Origin of the sequence: Ferrimonas balearica (genome assembly GCF_019802085.1) — a bacterium.
GTDB lineage: Bacteria > Pseudomonadota > Gammaproteobacteria > Enterobacterales > Shewanellaceae > Ferrimonas > Ferrimonas balearica_B.
Genome location: NZ_JAHVHV010000001.1, coordinates 1,662,905 through 1,678,206 on the forward strand (window position 1 = coordinate 1,662,905; position 15,302 = coordinate 1,678,206).

The window sequence follows — 15,302 nt, forward strand, 5'->3', positions numbered from 1 at the left end:
TTTTGCGAGAGATACCCTGACTCAATGAGCATCCCAGAATTGGAAGACGCGTTTCGTTCGGCCCTGGTCGAGATGGAACGGGAGAACCAAACCAAGGCCGGTGAATTGACGCCAGCGACCCGATCCAAATCCCAGATGATCGCCTTTATCGACCAGTTGCAGTGGTCGGAGAAACAGCTGTTGACCTTTCGTGAGGCGCTGGACGAGGTGATCCTCACCCGCCAGGAAGCGGCCCGCAAAACCGAACAGGTGCAAACCTACAAGGCCAAACTCATCAACCTGGCCCGGGATCTGGACATGAGCTACCAGGAACTGCTGGTGACCATGGCCGATCTGGATCGCACCAAGTAACCCCGTCGCCACCCGATTGACCCCATCGACGCTTCGCCGCCGAATGGGGCTGTCATTCTTTGCCATCGCCGTTACACTGGGCGCCGATTTTTGCCGGACACGATGATCACAGCATGAAAAACACCGCCGCGTTTCGCATCGAACACGATCTCCTGGGCGACGCCCAGGTGCCCCACACCGCCTACTACGGGATCCAGACCCAGCGGGCCCAGGAAAACTTCAACATCACCGGGGTGCCGATCAGTCACTTCCCGCAGCTGGTGAACGCCCTGGCCATGGTGAAGATGGCGGCCGCCAAGGCCAACCTGGAGGTCGGCGTACTGGGCCAGGCCCATCACGACGCCATTGTGGCGGCGTGCGAGGAGATCATCGACGGTCAGTGGCATGAGCAGTTCGTGGTGGATCTTATCCAGGGGGGCGCCGGCACCTCCACCAACATGAACGCCAATGAGGTGATCGCCAACCGTGGCCTGGAGATCCTGGGCTACGCCAAAGGCAACTACGCCCAGCTGCACCCCAACAACCACGTCAACCTGGCCCAGTCCACCAACGACGCCTACCCCACCGCGGTTCGCCTGTCGGTGATCTTCGCCAGCCAGCCGCTGATCGACGCCATCACCGACCTGGTGGAAGCCCTGGGGCGCAAAGGGGAAGAGTTCGACGACGTGCTGAAGATGGGCCGCACCCAGATGCAGGACGCGGTGCCCATGACCCTGGGCCAGGAGTTTCGCGCCTTCGCCCACACCCTGTCCGAGGACATTGACCGGCTGAAGGAAGCCGCCAAACTGCTGGCGGAGATCAACCTCGGTGGTACCGCCATCGGCACCGGCATCAACGCCCACCCGGATTACGCCGACGCGGCGATTCGCCACCTGTCCGAGATCGCCAAGGTGGAGATGAAAGGCGCCAGCGACAAGGTGGAGGCCACCGTCGACATGGGGGCCTTCGTGCTCTACTCCGGGATCCTGCGTCGCATCGCGGTCAAGCTGTCCAAGATCTGCAACGATCTGCGCCTGCTCTCCAGCGGCCCCCGCTGCGGCTTCAACGAGATCAACCTGCCGGCGATGCAGCCGGGTTCCTCCATCATGCCCGGCAAGGTCAACCCGGTGATCCCTGAAGCGGTGAACCAGACCGCCTTCCAGGTGATCGGCAACGACCTGGCAGTGACCATGGCCGCCGAGGCTGGCCAGCTGCAGCTCAACGCCATGGAGCCGCTGATCACCTACAACCTGCTCAACTCCACCAAGATGCTGAGCGACGCCATGGCGATGCTGACGACTCGCTGCATCGTAGGGATCACCGCCAACAAGGACCACTGCCAGCAGCTGGTGAACCACAGCCTGGCCCTGGCCACCCTGCTCAACCCCTACATCGGTTACGAGAACACCACCCGTCTGGCCAAGACCGCCCTGCAAACCGGCGCGTCCATCGTAGACCTGGTGCTGGAGGAGGGCCTGCTGAGCCAAAGCCAGCTGGACCGCCTGCTGGACCCTGAGGTGATGCTGAAACCCTCGGTGGCCCAGCTCAGCTGAGCGGATTCAAACCGGAAAAACGCCCCGCCCAGCGGGGCGTTTTTTTATCCCTGGAATTCGGTTCTGGTACCGCGCCAAAATGCCAAAACCCGCAACAGGGTGCGGGTTTTGAGAAGATGGCGGTCAGGGAGAGATGGTTCCCCCTTCGGGGCCGCCGCAAGCGGCGTCATGCCGGCGCGAAAGCGCCCGGCTCTGAGCATTGGCGCGAACTCTGGCGAGCGTTCTCATTCTCCCTGGCCTCGAGCCATACCCCAGATACGACAAAACCCGCAACACTGTGCGGGTTTTGAGAAGATGGCGGTCAGGGAGAGATTCGAACTCTCGATACGTTGCCGTATACACACTTTCCAGGCGTGCTCCTTCAGCCACTCGGACACCTGACCATATTGATGATTTTCATGTGTTTTCTCACATCGCCTTGCGGCGCTGCCGAACCGGGTTGTCCCTGTCGACGGGGCGTAACTTTACGGAACCGATCCCATAGCGTCAAGGCAATGCACCACAAATTCCGGCCGTTTGCACAGATATGCGTCACGCTGCCCAGATGAGCGGCAGCCTTTGATCATTTCCCCATCAACCAGCGACTGGGTCGGACTCAGGCGAGGCGCTTCTGGTAGTGGGCCAGATCCGAGGGTGAGAAACAGCAAAACCAGATGGTCAGGTGTTCGACAAAGGGTTGAACCGCATCCAGGGCCACCTTGGCCGCTCGTTCCGCGGGGTAGCCGTAGACGCCGGTGCTGATGCAGGGAAAGGCGATGGAGGCGGCCCGAAGCTCCTGAGCCAGGCGCAGCGATTGCCGGTAACAGGAGGCCAGTTGAGCGGCCTCCCCCTCGCCGCCCCCCTGCCAGATGGGCCCCACCGTATGGATAACGTAACGGGCGGGCAAGGCAAAGCCGGGGGAGTGCTTGGCCTGCCCGGTTTCGCAGCCCCCCAGGGTGCGGCAGTGGGCCAGCAGCTGAGGGCCGGCGGCCCGGTGGATCGCCCCGTCCACCCCACCGCCCCCCAAAGCGAGGGGTTGGCGGCATTGACGATGGCATCGACCGCCAGGGTCGTGATGTCTCCCTGAACCAGTTTGATGGCCATGGCGGCTCCTAAGGGCATTCCCTAAAGCCTAGCCTGTTAAGCGCCCTACCCCAGAATCGAAAAAACCCGCTTATTGAGCGGGTCTCTCTATAGAGGGCAGTCAGGGAGAGAGGGTTCTCCTTCGTGGCCACCAATGGCGTCATGTCGGCGCGAAAGCGCCCCGCTCTTGGCGTTGGCGCGAACTCTGGCGAGCGCTCTTATTCTCCCTGACACAGTGCACTGGCTCAGATACGACAAAACCCGCAACACTGTGCGGGTTTTGAGAAGATGGCGGTCAGGGAGAGATTGTCCCCCCTTCAGGGCCGCCGCAAGCGGCGTCATGTCGGCGCTAAAGCGCCTCCATTGCGAACTCTGACGAGAGTTCTCATTCTCCCTGACACAGTGCAATAGCTCAGAAACGACAAAACCCGCAACACTGTGCGGGTTTTGAGAAAATGGCGGTCAGGGAGAGATTCGAACTCTCGATACGTTGCCGTATACACACTTTCCAGGCGTGCTCCTTCAGCCACTCGGACACCTGACCATATTCAATTGTCGTCTCGGAACCGGCATCACCTGCGTCCCGCTACGGGTTGCGCATATTAGGGGAGGCGCAGGGGCGCGTCAATGGCTTTTTTCCGACTTTGCCTCAACTGCCCCTTTTTTCGCCATCGAGGCCGTCAATGCCAGTGCCAAGGCCCGCTTTTGCGCCCGCCCCTGCCGTTTGAGGTGCTGGCGCAGCTTAGCAGCGCTCGCCGCCGTCGACTCGCCGCCACGCGCCAGTGGCTTGAGCAGTGCCCGCTGGCAGCAGAGGTCGTTATAGGCTCCCAATCGGTCCTGCCAGGCTTTCACCTCCAGCTGGTCCTCCACCTCGAAACAGAGGCTGCGCAGGTAACGCTGACGCTTCACCAGGATGCGCAGCCGGTGCCAATCCCGCGCCCTGCCCCTGTCGAGTGCCCGGCGCCCCTGGGCCAGGATGGCGGCCTCAAGAGTCTGGTCCGCCGCCTGGGCAGCGCCGTCGAAAGGACACTCTCCGGCAGGCCAGGGCAGCGCAAACAGCGCTTCACACAGCGCTCGCTCCCGCTCCAGGGCACTGAGGTCGTGCTGCAAGGACTGATGAACCTGGCGACGAAGCCGGGCCAGGTGGTCTTTCAGCGCCCCCGAAGGCTGGGCCGGGACAAACACGTCCAGATCCCGGGCTCGATTGGCCACGCGGGCCTGCTGGCCGAGGGAAACCACCAGGGCCGCCGCCGGAGTGCCAATCAGGGGGCCGGCGAACAGCGTCAACAGGGTTCGCGCCTTGCGAAGGGCCACGCGGTACTGGTGCAAGGCCTCGGGGTCGCCATCCACATCGATGTCGGGAAGGTGCTGCAACGCCCTGGTGAACTGACGCCCTGCCCGTTTCTGTACCGCGACCACCGTATCCTCTGCCATCCATCACCCACAAAAAAACGCCGGAAACCGGCGTTTTAGTATAGTTGAGGCGACACTCGGCTCAGGCGTTGCCCTTCACCTTAAGCTTAAGCTCGGCGGCAAAATCCAACATCCGGTTGAGGGGCACCATGGCCCGCTCCGCAAGGCCCGGATCCACGAACACCTCGTGTTCGGTCTTGTCCTCGGACACCAGCGCTTTTTCGATGGCCTGCAGGCCGTTCATCGCCATCCAGGGACAGTGGGCGCAGCTGCGGCAGGTGGCGCCGTTGCCGCCGGTAGGCGCCTCGATAAAGGTCTTGTTGGGAGAGAGCTGCTCCATCTTGTAGAAGATCCCCTTATCGGTGGCGACGATAAAGGTGTCGTTGGGCAGCTCCTGGCTGGCCTTGATGAGCTGGGAGGTGGACCCCACGGCATCGGCGATCTCCACCACCGACTGGGGCGACTCCGGGTGCACCAGCACCGCCGCTTCCGGGTTCTGGGTTTTGAGATCGAACAGCGCCTTGGCCTTGAACTCGTCGTGGACCACACAGGCCCCTTGCCACATCAGCATGGGGGCGCCGGTTTGCTTGGCGATGTAGCTGCCCAGGTGGCGATCAGGCCCCCAGAGGATCTGGTGCCCTTCGCTGTCCAGGTGCTCAACGATCTCCAGGGCGATGCTGGAGGTCACCACCCAGTCGGCCCGCGCTTTGACCGCTGCGGAGGTGTTGGCGTACACCACCACGGTGTGGTCCGGGTGGGCGTCACAGAAGGCGGTGAACTCCTCCGCCGGGCACCCCAGGTCCAGGGAGCAGGTGGCGTCCAGGGTCGGCATCAGCACCCGCTTCTCCGGCGTCAGGGTCTTGGCCGTCTCCCCCATAAAGCGTACGCCGGCCACCACCAGGGTCGAAGCGGGATGATCGTTACCGAAGCGGGCCATCTCCAGGGAATCCGCCACGCAGCCGCCGGTCTCCTCGGCCAGGGCCTGGATCTCGGGATCGGTATAGTAATGGGCAACCAGCACAGCGTCCTTCTCCTTGAGCAGACGCTTGATCCGCTCGCGGTAGGCCTTCTTCTCTTCGTCGCTCAGCGGCGCAGGCTTGGGTGGGAAGGGGTAGTGCAGGTCATCAACAACAGGGGCTTCGATCATGCCAGTAAAGGGCCTCTATGACGTAGGTCACGCCATTATACGTAAAGCGCCCCGAGAGGTTAACTGGAAGTGACACGGCACCGACCGGGTTGCCCCGGTCGGTGCCGCTTTAACGGTCCTTACTGTCCGGACTCGTCGTGGGGCCGGGCAAAGCCGGTCTGGTTGATGCGGGCTTTGATCAGCGCCTCGCGGACGTCGCTGCGACCGGCACCAATACGGGCCACGCCGGCGCTGCCTTTGAGCTGCTGTACCTTACGCAGGTTGTCCTGGGCCTTGGCAAAGTAGGTGGGGGAGGCGTCGATGGCCTTTAGAAACAGGGTCTCTGCCTCGGTAAAGCGCCCTTCCAGCATGGCGAAGTAGCCGATGTCGTTATAGGCGTCCGCGTCCGGCATCACCCGCTTGAAAGCATTGAAGGCCCGCTCGCTGTTGCCCATGCGCACGTACACCAGTCCCAGATTGGTCCAGGCCCGGGTAAAGTCCGGTTGCCGCTGCGTGGCCTGGCGCAGGAAGATCTCCGCTCGGATCAGGTCCCCCGCCAGGTAGTAGGAGTAACCCAGGTTATTGAGCGCCCGAACGTGGGTCGGATTCTGCTCCAACACCAGACGGTATAGTCGCTGGGCCGCCTCGTAGTCGCCGTCCAGATCGGTGAGGATTCCCAGCGCCAGGTAGGCCTGTATGGGGGAGTCAGCATCCAGCTGATGCCAATCCTGACTTTCCGGGTCCCCTACCAGCACCTTCAGCGCCTCGTCGGCGACGATCAGTCGCTCCTGGTCCATCTCGGTGGCTTTGTCCAGGTAGGTGTAGGCTTCGCGTACGTCACCGGTTTCCATGTGCACCAGGGCCAGGGCGGTCATCGCTTCTCGGTGATCGGGAAGGGCCCGCAGTACGTCGTGAAACGCTTTAATGGCGTGGTCGTAGTGGCCCAGTTGCGCCTGAATTTGGCCAATCTGGTAGATCACCGCCATGTTCTCGGGCTCGGCATCGAGAATTTCGAGGTAGAACTTCAGCGCCGTGTCGTGCTGACCCATCCGCTGAGCACTGACCGCCTGCTTTTGCAGTTGGGCGATGTCCGGTCCCGGTGGGGGGGCCTCCGTGGTCTGGCACCCGGCCAACATCATCAGGCACAGCCCAAATGTGGCGGCACGGCCCAGCGTCGTTCCCTTGGCCTCAGTCATGGCGTTCGCTCCTTTAGATTTGATCCCAGACTGCCATCACCTTCAGTACGGCCGGCCCTACCGCCACGATGAAAAACGAAGGCCAGATGCAAAGCAACATGGGAAAGATGATCTTTACCCCCAACTTGGCGGCCATCTCTTCGGCCGCCTGCAGACGCTTGTCGCGGTACTCCTCGGAGTAAACCCGCAGGGTCTCGGCGATCCCGGTCCCCAGGCGTAAGCTCTGGGTAATGGCGCCATTGAGCCCCTTGATGTCCGCCAAACCGGTGCGCTCGGAAAACTCGTTGAGCGCAGTGGTCAAGTCGATGCCGGCGCGGTTTTTCTGGCACACCAGCATCAGCTCATCCGCCAACTCGCTGTGGCTGACCTTGACCTCGGTGGCAACCCGCTGCAACGCGGCCACCAAACCCTGACCGGACTCACAGCAGACCACCAACAGATCCAGCGCGTCCGGGAAGCCGGCTCGGATCTTCTTCATCCGATTGGCCGCCAACCGGTCCAGCACGAAGCTGGGGAAGATGAAGGCCACGCCCATCAGGCAGATCCCGACGTAGATCTGCACGCCGGTGCTCATCTCTGCCATCAGCTGCAAGGTGGCAATGGTGAAGATCGCCATGCCCAGCAACACCAGGATCCTGATTGCATTGTAGACCGCCAGCGCCTGGTTGGAGTGAAAACCCGCGTGAATCAGTCGCTTGCGACTGCCCGCTCCGTCAAAGGAGAAGTGTTTTATCCAGGAGTCGCTGCGCGCGTTTTGGTGCTCCAGGGCATCATCGAACTGGTGTTCAATCTCCCCGGCGGTGGCGGCCTTCATCCCCTTAAGGCGTGCCTTGGTGGGGTTGTACAGGCCGGTGTAGAGCAGGTTACAGGCGATGGCAAAGGTCACCCCGGCCGCGGCGGCAATGCCGTAGATGAGGTAGACCGAGTGCTGACGGTTATCGAGCACTTCGCTGAACAGACCAATGATGTAGTCCATAACTAAACCTCAATCTTAATCAGCCGGGAGATCCAGTAGATCCCGACCAGCATGCCGATGGCCCCGGCGATCAGCAGCCTCAGTCCCGGTTCGGTTTCGGTGAGCTCCTTGGCGTAGCTTGGGGTGCTCATGTAGATGTAACCGAACAGCACCAGAGGCACGCTCACCAACACCCAGGCGGACATCCGGCCCTGGGCCGAATAGGTCTTCACCTGACGCTGGAAGTAGAATCGCTTACGGATGATCCGGGAGAGGTTCTGGATGTTCTCCGCCAGGTTGCCGCCGGTCTCCTTTTGCACCTGCACGGCGGTGGCAAAGGCCATGGCAGAGACCGTGGGCACCCGCTCGATGAAGTGAAGCAGCGCCCGCCGGATGTCTTTACTGACGTTGATTTCGGCGAACATCAGCTTGAACTCATAGGCGATGGGACCATCGAGCTCTTCGTAGGTGAGCTTGATGGAGTCGGGAAACGCGTAGCCGGCCTGAAGGCCGCGCCGCAGGATGTCCAACGCTTCGGGGAACTGCTCCTCAATCTTATCCATCCGCTTCATGAAGTCGCTGTTGAGCTTCGAGTTGAACATCCACAGCACACCCATAAAGGTCAGGGCCGTGACAAAGGGTTCTTTCAGCCAGAGTTGCATCACCACCGCGGCCGCCAACGCCACCACTATGGCCATCAGCAGGAACTGATGCCCCAACATCTTCGAACCGGACTGTTCCAACTTCTCGGACAGGCGCCCGATAAAGGCCACGGACTCCAGTTTTCGTCCCAGGGCCGAGGCCTTCTTCAGTCGGCTCTCCATGGCGATGGAGACTGCCGCCGACTCGTCGCCCCACTCCTCCGCCAGCCTCTCCAAGCGCTGTTTGACCACCAGGGTGTTGCCCCGTTTGGGCCGGTACACCGGGATAAAGAGTGCCTGTGAGAGCAGGATCACCGCACAGAAGACACAGAGGAGAAAGATGATTTGAATGCTCATCGCAGCCTCCGTCAGATGATGTCAAAGCTTTGCGAGTTGGCGAACACGCTGTGAGGCAGGTCCACCCCCTTGGCCACCAACTCGTCGTAGAAGCGGGGTACCACACCGGTGGCCTCGAACTGTCCCAGCACCTTGCCGTTGCTGTCCCGGCCGCGACGGCGGAACACGAAGATGTCGGACATGGTGATCACCTCGCCCTCCATCCCGGTCACCTCGGCAATGCTGACCACCCGACGTTTCCCGTCCTCCTGGCGCTCCAGTTGCACCACCACGTTGATGGCCGAAGCGATCTGGGTGCGGATGTTCTTAACCGGCATGTCGAAACCCGCCATGCACACCATGTTCTCCAAGCGCGCCAGGGCATCCCGGCTGGAGTTGGCGTGCAAGGTGGTGAGCGAACCTTCGTGGCCCGTATTCATCGCGGTGAGCATGTCGAGGGCTTCGCCGCCACGCACCTCCCCCACCACGATGCGGTCCGGCCGCATCCTCAGACAGTTCTTCACCAGATCACGCTGATTGATCTCCCCTCGCCCCTCCAGGTTGGCCGGACGGGACTCAAGACGCACCACGTGGGGCTGCTGCAGCTGCAGTTCCGCGGAGTCCTCGATGGTGATGATCCGCTCATCGGCGGGGATGTAGCCGGAGAGCACGTTGAGCATGGTGGTCTTTCCGCTGCCGGTACCGCCGGAGATCAGCACATTGAGCTTGCCCAGCACCATGGCCTTGAGCAGCTCGTACATCTCAGCGGTGATCGCCTCGTACTCGATCAACTGCTCGGCGGTCAGTTTATCCACGGTGAATCGACGGATGGACATGCTGGCCCCATCCAGCGCCAGGGGCGGGATGATGGCGTTCACCCGGGAACCGTCCTTCAAGCGCGCATCCACCATGGGGCTGGACTCATCCACTCGACGCCCCACGCTGGAGACGATCTTGTCGATGATGTTCATCAGGTGGCGTTCGTCGTGGAAGGCCATGGGGACCCGCTCGAGCTTACCGAAGCGTTCGATAAAGATGTTCTGGGCGTTGTTGATGAGGATGTCGGAGATGCTGTTGTCCGCCAGCAAGGGCTCCAGGGGCCCCAACCCCAGGATCTCGTCGACGATGTGCTTAACGATCTTCTCCCTCGACCCCAGATTGATGGGCCTGGGGTTCTCGCTCAGCACCTTGTTGCACAAACGGGCGATCTGCTGACGCGCGTCGGCGTCTTCCACCAACTCCAGCTTGGAGACATCCAGCAGCTCCAGTAGACGCTCGTAGAGCTGATGTTTGACTTCAGACTCCTGGGGCGTCAGCAGACGGTGTTGGTAATTTCCCGGTTGGATCTCTAAGTTTCCCATCGCGGTTGACCCTCATTTTCTAACGCCACAGTCGCGCCCAAAAACCGTCTCCACTCTTCTGGTCTTGGGGCAACAGGCTGTTGCACAGATTGGCAATGTCCTTGGTGACCGGTTCCTTGGCCGCGAAAAGGGACAACCGCTTGCCTTCATCCAAACAGGTGTTCACACAGCGAAAATCGTTTCGCACCGTATAAACGGAATTGAGCCCCGACATCTCCTTGGCGTCCGACAGCGACACCACCCCCTTACGGGCGCAGTAGCGGTTAAACACCAGGTGGATGCGGGATTTCTCCACCCCCAGCTCGAACACCAGGTGGCGAACGGTGGCGGTGGCACTGCGCAGCGACGCCAGGCTGTCCTGAATGACCAGCAGCAGGGCGTCGGCTTCCATCATGAAGGGGTTGGCCCAGGACTCGGCGCCCCGGGACAGATCCACCACCACGGCGCCGTACCGGCTGCGCAGCTTGAACATCAACTGGGGCAGCTGCAGGTAATCCACCGTTTTGCTGTCCTGCTGACTGAAAGGCGCCGCCGGCAAAAGGTGGAGGTTTTCCAGCTGGCTCATCATCCCCTCCAGGGCGGTGTCGTCCAGCTCTTCCGCCTGGGCCAGGGCGTGGTGGAAAAAGTAATCCGGTTCGACGTTCAGCAGGTGGGTCTGACCCGCCTGGACCTGATCGCCGTCTACCAGAGCCACGGGTTTGCCGGCATCCCGATTGGCCAACTGGTCGGCAATGGCGGCGCTTAAGAAGCTGGTGCCGCACCCGCCTTTGCTGTTGAGCACCACGATGGAGGGCGCCAGACGCATCTTCTGGGCCAGCTGTTCGGCAACGCCAAACAGCGCCTTGCCCAGGTCCTCCATGGAGTCGCTCAAGGGGATAAAATCCACGGCGCCGGCTTTCATGGCCGAGCGCATCAAATCCGGTGTCATCACCGGGGCCACCACCAAAAGGTGTTCACAGCGGTTGGTGTAGGCATCAATAAGCAACTGTGCAGCTTCCAGATCTTCGGGCAGCAGCAGAATAAGGAGCCGGTTGGCTTGGAGATGGTGGGGCTCCATCTCGTCCTGGCTGACCCGGGTCAGTTGCAGGTTGGGCAGAGTGAGCAGCTGCTCCGACAGCATCAAGCCTGCATCCCGGTCTGGCGTCACCAGCAAGGTGGTGAGCAGCACCGGCAAGCTCTTGGGCCGGTTGACCCTGTCTAACGACTCAACTGTTGCTGTGGTTTGGGGATAACCGGATTCTTGTTTTGACATATGGGATGCACTCATGCGTCTTTGCCTCAACTGCAATAGGTCGTCACGCCAAAACGGGTCTGCCCCAGGCTCTCTGCGGGCAGCACCGTGGTGAAGGCGGGCGACGAAATTTGAATGACCAACCCCGGAATGAACAGCTCGTGCTGGTAGTTGGAGATGCTGGCGCGAACGTAACGGACAAAGGCCAGGGCACTGGCCGCCGCCCCGGCATCGTCCAGGTACTCGACGGTGACGTTACTGGCGTCCAGGCCGCCCACCAGGTTCTCGCCGTCGAACAACGCCAAATTGATCATGTTCGCCGTGGCCGCCGGCGCGCCGGTCAGATCCGGTGAACACACCACCGCCAGGCGGGCCACCCGGCGGGAGGCTTCGGTCAGCACGTTGTAGCTGTACATCAACCGAGCCACCTCCAAACAGGCGAACAGCATGGTGAACACCACGGTGGCAACAATGGCGAATTCGACGACGTAGACCCCGGATTGACGACGTTTCATAACGGCCTCATGGTTGCGGTGGCCACCAGGTTCCAGCTCAAGTCGATGGAATCACCGAAAAAGCCCGGGATCGCCTCCCCGAACAGGGGCGTCCAGTCGTAACTCAAGGTGACGGTGGCCACGGAGTCACTGAGCACCGAGATCTGCACATCGGCGGTGGTCAGCCCGCGAAGCAGCGGCGTGCCGCCGGTCAATTGGCCGGTGACCGCCAGGTTACGTGCCTGGCTGGCCACATTGGCCGACACCCCGATGTCCCCATTGGAGTTGGTGCTGGTGTAGCTGATGACGTGGCGGGAGGCGTTGCGAGCCAGGGTGTTGAGCTGCTGGTACTGGTAGAGCATGCGACCGAACTCGGTCACCGCGTAGAAGATAAGAAACAGCACCGGCAGGGCGATGGTGGCCTCCACCGCCGCCACCCCGCGCTGTCGCTGCATCGAACCCATCGGCTTAGGAATCTTCATCATGAGTCCTTACTCACAGGGTCGTGATAGAGCACGATGCGGTAGGGGCCACTGGTGGTATCGGGGGTTTCCGACACCCCACCGGCGTCGTTGGTGCAATCCCCCAGGAACTCACCTATCACGTAGGACTCGTTCCCCTTCTGGGTGACGTCCTGCAGCATGTAGAAACAGGCGAAGCCGACAAAGGGCACCCCGGTCTGGCCGCTGTTGTCCCCGGCGCCGCAGTCGGCCACCACGATGGAATACTCACGACGCAGTTGCCGGGAGGCCACCCCGTGATTGGTGTTTTCGGTAAAGGTGCCAGGGCAGCTATGGCCGGCCACGCTGTTGTAGTGACCGTGGTGGTAATAGCCGCTGTAGTAATCCCCCGGGTTGGCGTAGTAGTCCCCCGCCACGGTTTCCACCGGCGGTGGCAAGACTTCGCCCGCCAGGTTGGTCACCTCGCCGCTGTCGTTCACATCCAAACGGTCGCCCACGCAGATGTCGTGATCCGGCGGGTGATCGGTGGAGTCGATCTGCCCCCCCTGCCATTTGCCCATGCGGGTGTTGAGCCCCTGGGCCACCGGACCTGTGGTGTTGCCTGGTTCGGTCTCCACCATCTCGGTGGCGTTGGGGCCGTCGAAGCCGAAGCAGAAGCCGTCACTGTCGGACTCGCCGGCCATGGCCCGGCGGATGTCCGCCGCCCCGGTGTTGTCACCCAGTCGAATCAGCTGGAAGTTGCCCGGTCCCACCTCGGTGGGCTCGCCGCTGGAGATCTTCATCGCCATAAACTGGTTCATGGGGTAACCGAAGTTGCTCTCGGTAAGACTCTCGGCACAGACCATCATGGGCAGCACATCAGTGCTGCAGTAGGGGGTGGAGGTGCTGGGGCCGGCCACCGCGCTGGCGCTGACCCGCTTGTCGAAGTTGAACACCTGGGCCAGGTAGGAGGCCAGGCTGACGTTGTCCACTGTCACCCGGGCGTATTCGGCGCTGGGGTCGGAGACCGGAGTGAAGGGGTCCGGCTGAAATGAGAACTCCACGGTGATCTGGGCAGTCACGCCATTGAGGCTGTAGTCCATGGTGCTCATATCCACGCCGGCATTGAGCTCACCAAAATCGGTGGCCCCCAAAGCGCTGGCCAGGGTGGCGAGGCCGTCCTGGCGTGCCTGGGCGTGGGTGCCACCGCGTTCCACGGTCACCGCGGCGCTGAGCGCCGCCGCGTCCGTGGCATTTTGCAGCCGGTTTTTGCTCAAGATCAGGTGGCCACCGTCCAGCGCCAGGGCCCCCATCGCCAGGATGGCGAACATGGCCACGGTGATGACAACAATGATGGCCCCTTTCTGACGGTGTCGCTGACAACAGATAGACCCCTTCATGACATTGACCTCAACAGCAGTTGGTTAGACATTGGCGCTCAGTTGCCCGAGTCCCGACCTACGGAAAAGTTGGTGATGCCGGTGCGGGCGCTTTGCGGCGGATAGGCCGACTTGCGATAGTTGTCCATCACGGTGGCACCGTACTGACCGTCCAGATCGTTGATCCGCCCCTCGTCACGCACCGAGGCATCGGGGTCCAGGATGGTCATCTGTTTCACCGAATCCACGCTCTCGCCCATGGCGAACTGCGTCATCACGTTGTTGCTGCCGCAGCCGGCCAACAGCAACAAGCCGAGCATCAGAATTACCTGTTTCATATCGTGATCCTCTAGAGACTGTGACCGTACTTGTTCTGGGTGCCACCGCCATCGGCAGCCGGCTCCACCGCCGGGGCCGGCGCGGCCGCGCTGCCCGCGTTGGGGTTGGTGTTGGAGTGGACGTTCTCATCCCGCTTGGACATGCGTCCCATCAGGTAGAACCCCAGGCTGGTGGGATCCACGAAGCCATCGGTGGGCAACACCAGGTTGTCTTTATTGATGGGCCGCACCAGGCGCGGGGTCACCAGGATCACCAGTTCGGTTTCGCCGTTGCGGTACTCCTGGGAGCTGAACAGCTGGCCCAGTACCGGGATCTCACCCAGGCCCGGCAGCTCATCCATGGTTTCACGGATGGTGTTGCTGAGCAGACCGGCGATGGCGATGGTCTGGCCATCCCCCAACTCGATGGTGGAGTTGGCGCTGCGTTTGGTGATGGAGGGGGTGATAAGCGCCGTGGTGGAGCCATCGGGGATGACCCCCACCGCGTTGGCGCTGCTGAGCTCACTCACCAGCACATTGAGGTTTAAGTTGATGCGACCGCTGCTGAGCACCGTGGGGACAAATTTCACCCCGACTCCGAACTCCTTGTACTGGATGGTGACGCCGTCTTCATCGGGCACCGGCACCGGGAATTCGCCCCCGGAGAGGAACTCCGCCATCTGACCACTCATGGTGGTGAGGTTGGGTTCCGCCAGCACCCGGGCCAGGCCCTGCTGCTTGGCCGCGTCGATGGCAAAGTCAAAGAGCACATCGCCACTGACGTAGCTGCCGAAGATCCCCTTGTTGTTGATCAGGCCATCACCGCCGAGCAGGCCGCCGATAAAGTCGGAGCCTTCAAACACCAGGGCAAAGTCGGAGTCCAGGGTGCGGGCCAGTTCGCGCTGCACCTCGGTCACCGTCACCTCCAGCATCACCTGGTGGCCGCCGCCGACGGTCATCAAATTGAGTACCGCCGAGGTGTTCTTGGAGTTGTCCGCCGCGATGGCGTAGCCGCGGGCCAGGTCCAGGGCTTGGTTCATCTTGTCCAGGTTGGAGACCTGGCCGCCGATCACCAGCTGACCCTGAGAGGTGTGCACCTCGATGGGTTCATCAGGCAGGAAGCGGTAGAGCTTCTCTTTCAAGCCATTGAGGTCGTGGGTGATCTCGATGTCGATGATGTCCACCAGGTTGTCGTTGTTGTCCCACACCATGATGTTGGTGCTGCCCAACTGACGGCCCAGGATGTACAGCTCGGTGGGATTAATAAGCAGAATGTCGGCGATGTCCGGGTTGCCCACCGAGACCCGGGACGCGGATTTGTTCAGCGACATGGTCTTGGACTTGTAGATGGGCACCGGGAAGCTGTAGGGCACCATGGCGGACTGGCCGCCAGCCCAAGCCGGCAGGGGCGCCGTAACGGCGGCGACGAGAAGGAGACTGCTCAGCCATGTCCAGGCCTTACTCCCAA

Annotated in this window: 15 protein-coding genes and 2 tRNA genes; 2 read left to right on the forward strand and 15 right to left on the reverse strand. The window is 61.7% G+C overall.

Translation table 11 applies throughout. The features are described 5' to 3' along the window. The first annotated feature begins 24 nt into the window (after nucleotides 1-24). Together KUV81_RS07840 and KUV81_RS07845 are read left to right on the forward strand one after the other, a co-directional pair. Entirely contained in the window at nucleotides 25-351 is a 327-nt protein-coding gene (locus tag KUV81_RS07840) for a hypothetical protein (RefSeq protein ID WP_222543260.1), read from the forward strand. Between the two features lie 113 nt (nucleotides 352-464). After that, nucleotides 465-1,883 carry an aspartate ammonia-lyase gene (locus KUV81_RS07845; protein WP_222543261.1) on the forward strand — a complete coding sequence of 473 codons (1,419 nt, stop codon included), beginning with the start codon at nucleotides 465-467 and terminating at the stop codon, nucleotides 1,881-1,883. 295 nt (nucleotides 1,884-2,178) lie between these two features. Here the strand turns inward: KUV81_RS07845 and KUV81_RS07850 are convergent. From KUV81_RS07850 to KUV81_RS07920, 15 genes are all read right to left on the reverse strand, one after another. Beyond that, nucleotides 2,179-2,266, reverse strand: a tRNA-Ser gene (locus tag KUV81_RS07850). Nucleotides 2,267-2,478: 212 nt separating this feature from the next. Next, nucleotides 2,479-2,874 (reverse strand): macro domain-containing protein, encoded by a 396-nt coding sequence (locus KUV81_RS07855; protein ID WP_315900052.1) that lies wholly within the window; start codon nucleotides 2,872-2,874, stop codon nucleotides 2,479-2,481. A 527-nt stretch (nucleotides 2,875-3,401) separates the two neighbouring features. Then, nucleotides 3,402-3,489, reverse strand: a tRNA-Ser gene (locus KUV81_RS07860). A gap of 80 nt (nucleotides 3,490-3,569) precedes the next feature. Further along, the gene (locus KUV81_RS07865; RefSeq protein WP_222543262.1) at nucleotides 3,570-4,379 is read right to left on the reverse strand and encodes a CHAD domain-containing protein; all 810 of its coding nucleotides are present in this window, start codon (nucleotides 4,377-4,379) and stop codon (nucleotides 3,570-3,572) included. A gap of 61 nt (nucleotides 4,380-4,440) precedes the next feature. After that, nucleotides 4,441-5,505, reverse strand: coding sequence for a quinolinate synthase NadA (nadA, locus tag KUV81_RS07870; RefSeq protein WP_222543263.1), 1,065 nt, complete (start codon nucleotides 5,503-5,505; stop codon nucleotides 4,441-4,443). 119 nt (nucleotides 5,506-5,624) lie between these two features. After that, a complete protein-coding gene (locus KUV81_RS07875) occupies nucleotides 5,625-6,680 on the reverse strand; it encodes a tetratricopeptide repeat protein (RefSeq protein ID WP_222543264.1) in 1,056 nt (351 codons plus the stop codon). Between the two features lie 13 nt (nucleotides 6,681-6,693). Further along, nucleotides 6,694-7,656 (reverse strand): type II secretion system F family protein, encoded by a 963-nt coding sequence (locus tag KUV81_RS07880; protein ID WP_222543265.1) that lies wholly within the window; start codon nucleotides 7,654-7,656, stop codon nucleotides 6,694-6,696. A gap of 2 nt (nucleotides 7,657-7,658) precedes the next feature. Further along, on the reverse strand, nucleotides 7,659-8,633 hold the full coding sequence (locus KUV81_RS07885) for a type II secretion system F family protein (protein ID WP_222543266.1): 975 nt from the start codon (nucleotides 8,631-8,633) through the stop codon (nucleotides 7,659-7,661). An 11-nt stretch (nucleotides 8,634-8,644) separates the two neighbouring features. Then, complete coding sequence (locus KUV81_RS07890; RefSeq protein WP_222543267.1) at nucleotides 8,645-9,973, reverse strand: CpaF family protein; 1,329 nt, start codon at nucleotides 9,971-9,973, stop codon at nucleotides 8,645-8,647. A 19-nt stretch (nucleotides 9,974-9,992) separates the two neighbouring features. After that, entirely contained in the window at nucleotides 9,993-11,141 is a 1,149-nt protein-coding gene (locus KUV81_RS07895; protein WP_222543268.1) for a CpaE family protein, read from the reverse strand. Between the two features lie 110 nt (nucleotides 11,142-11,251). Then, nucleotides 11,252-11,719, reverse strand: a complete 468-nt coding sequence (locus KUV81_RS07900; RefSeq protein WP_222543269.1) for a TadE/TadG family type IV pilus assembly protein — start codon at nucleotides 11,717-11,719, stop codon at nucleotides 11,252-11,254. After that, nucleotides 11,716-12,180, reverse strand: a complete 465-nt coding sequence (locus KUV81_RS07905) for a TadE/TadG family type IV pilus assembly protein (RefSeq protein WP_222543270.1) — start codon at nucleotides 12,178-12,180, stop codon at nucleotides 11,716-11,718. The genes KUV81_RS07900 and KUV81_RS07905 overlap by 4 nt, the downstream gene beginning before the upstream one ends. Then, the gene (locus KUV81_RS07910) at nucleotides 12,180-13,538 is read right to left on the reverse strand and encodes a Tad domain-containing protein (RefSeq protein WP_222543271.1); all 1,359 of its coding nucleotides are present in this window, start codon (nucleotides 13,536-13,538) and stop codon (nucleotides 12,180-12,182) included. The genes KUV81_RS07905 and KUV81_RS07910 overlap by 1 nt, the downstream gene beginning before the upstream one ends. A 38-nt stretch (nucleotides 13,539-13,576) precedes the next feature. Further along, nucleotides 13,577-13,855 (reverse strand): hypothetical protein, encoded by a 279-nt coding sequence (locus tag KUV81_RS07915; RefSeq protein WP_261389223.1) that lies wholly within the window; start codon nucleotides 13,853-13,855, stop codon nucleotides 13,577-13,579. An 11-nt stretch (nucleotides 13,856-13,866) separates the two neighbouring features. After that, nucleotides 13,867-15,210 (reverse strand): type II and III secretion system protein family protein, encoded by a 1,344-nt coding sequence (locus KUV81_RS07920; protein WP_261389224.1) that lies wholly within the window; start codon nucleotides 15,208-15,210, stop codon nucleotides 13,867-13,869. Between the last annotated feature and the right edge of the window lie 92 nt (nucleotides 15,211-15,302).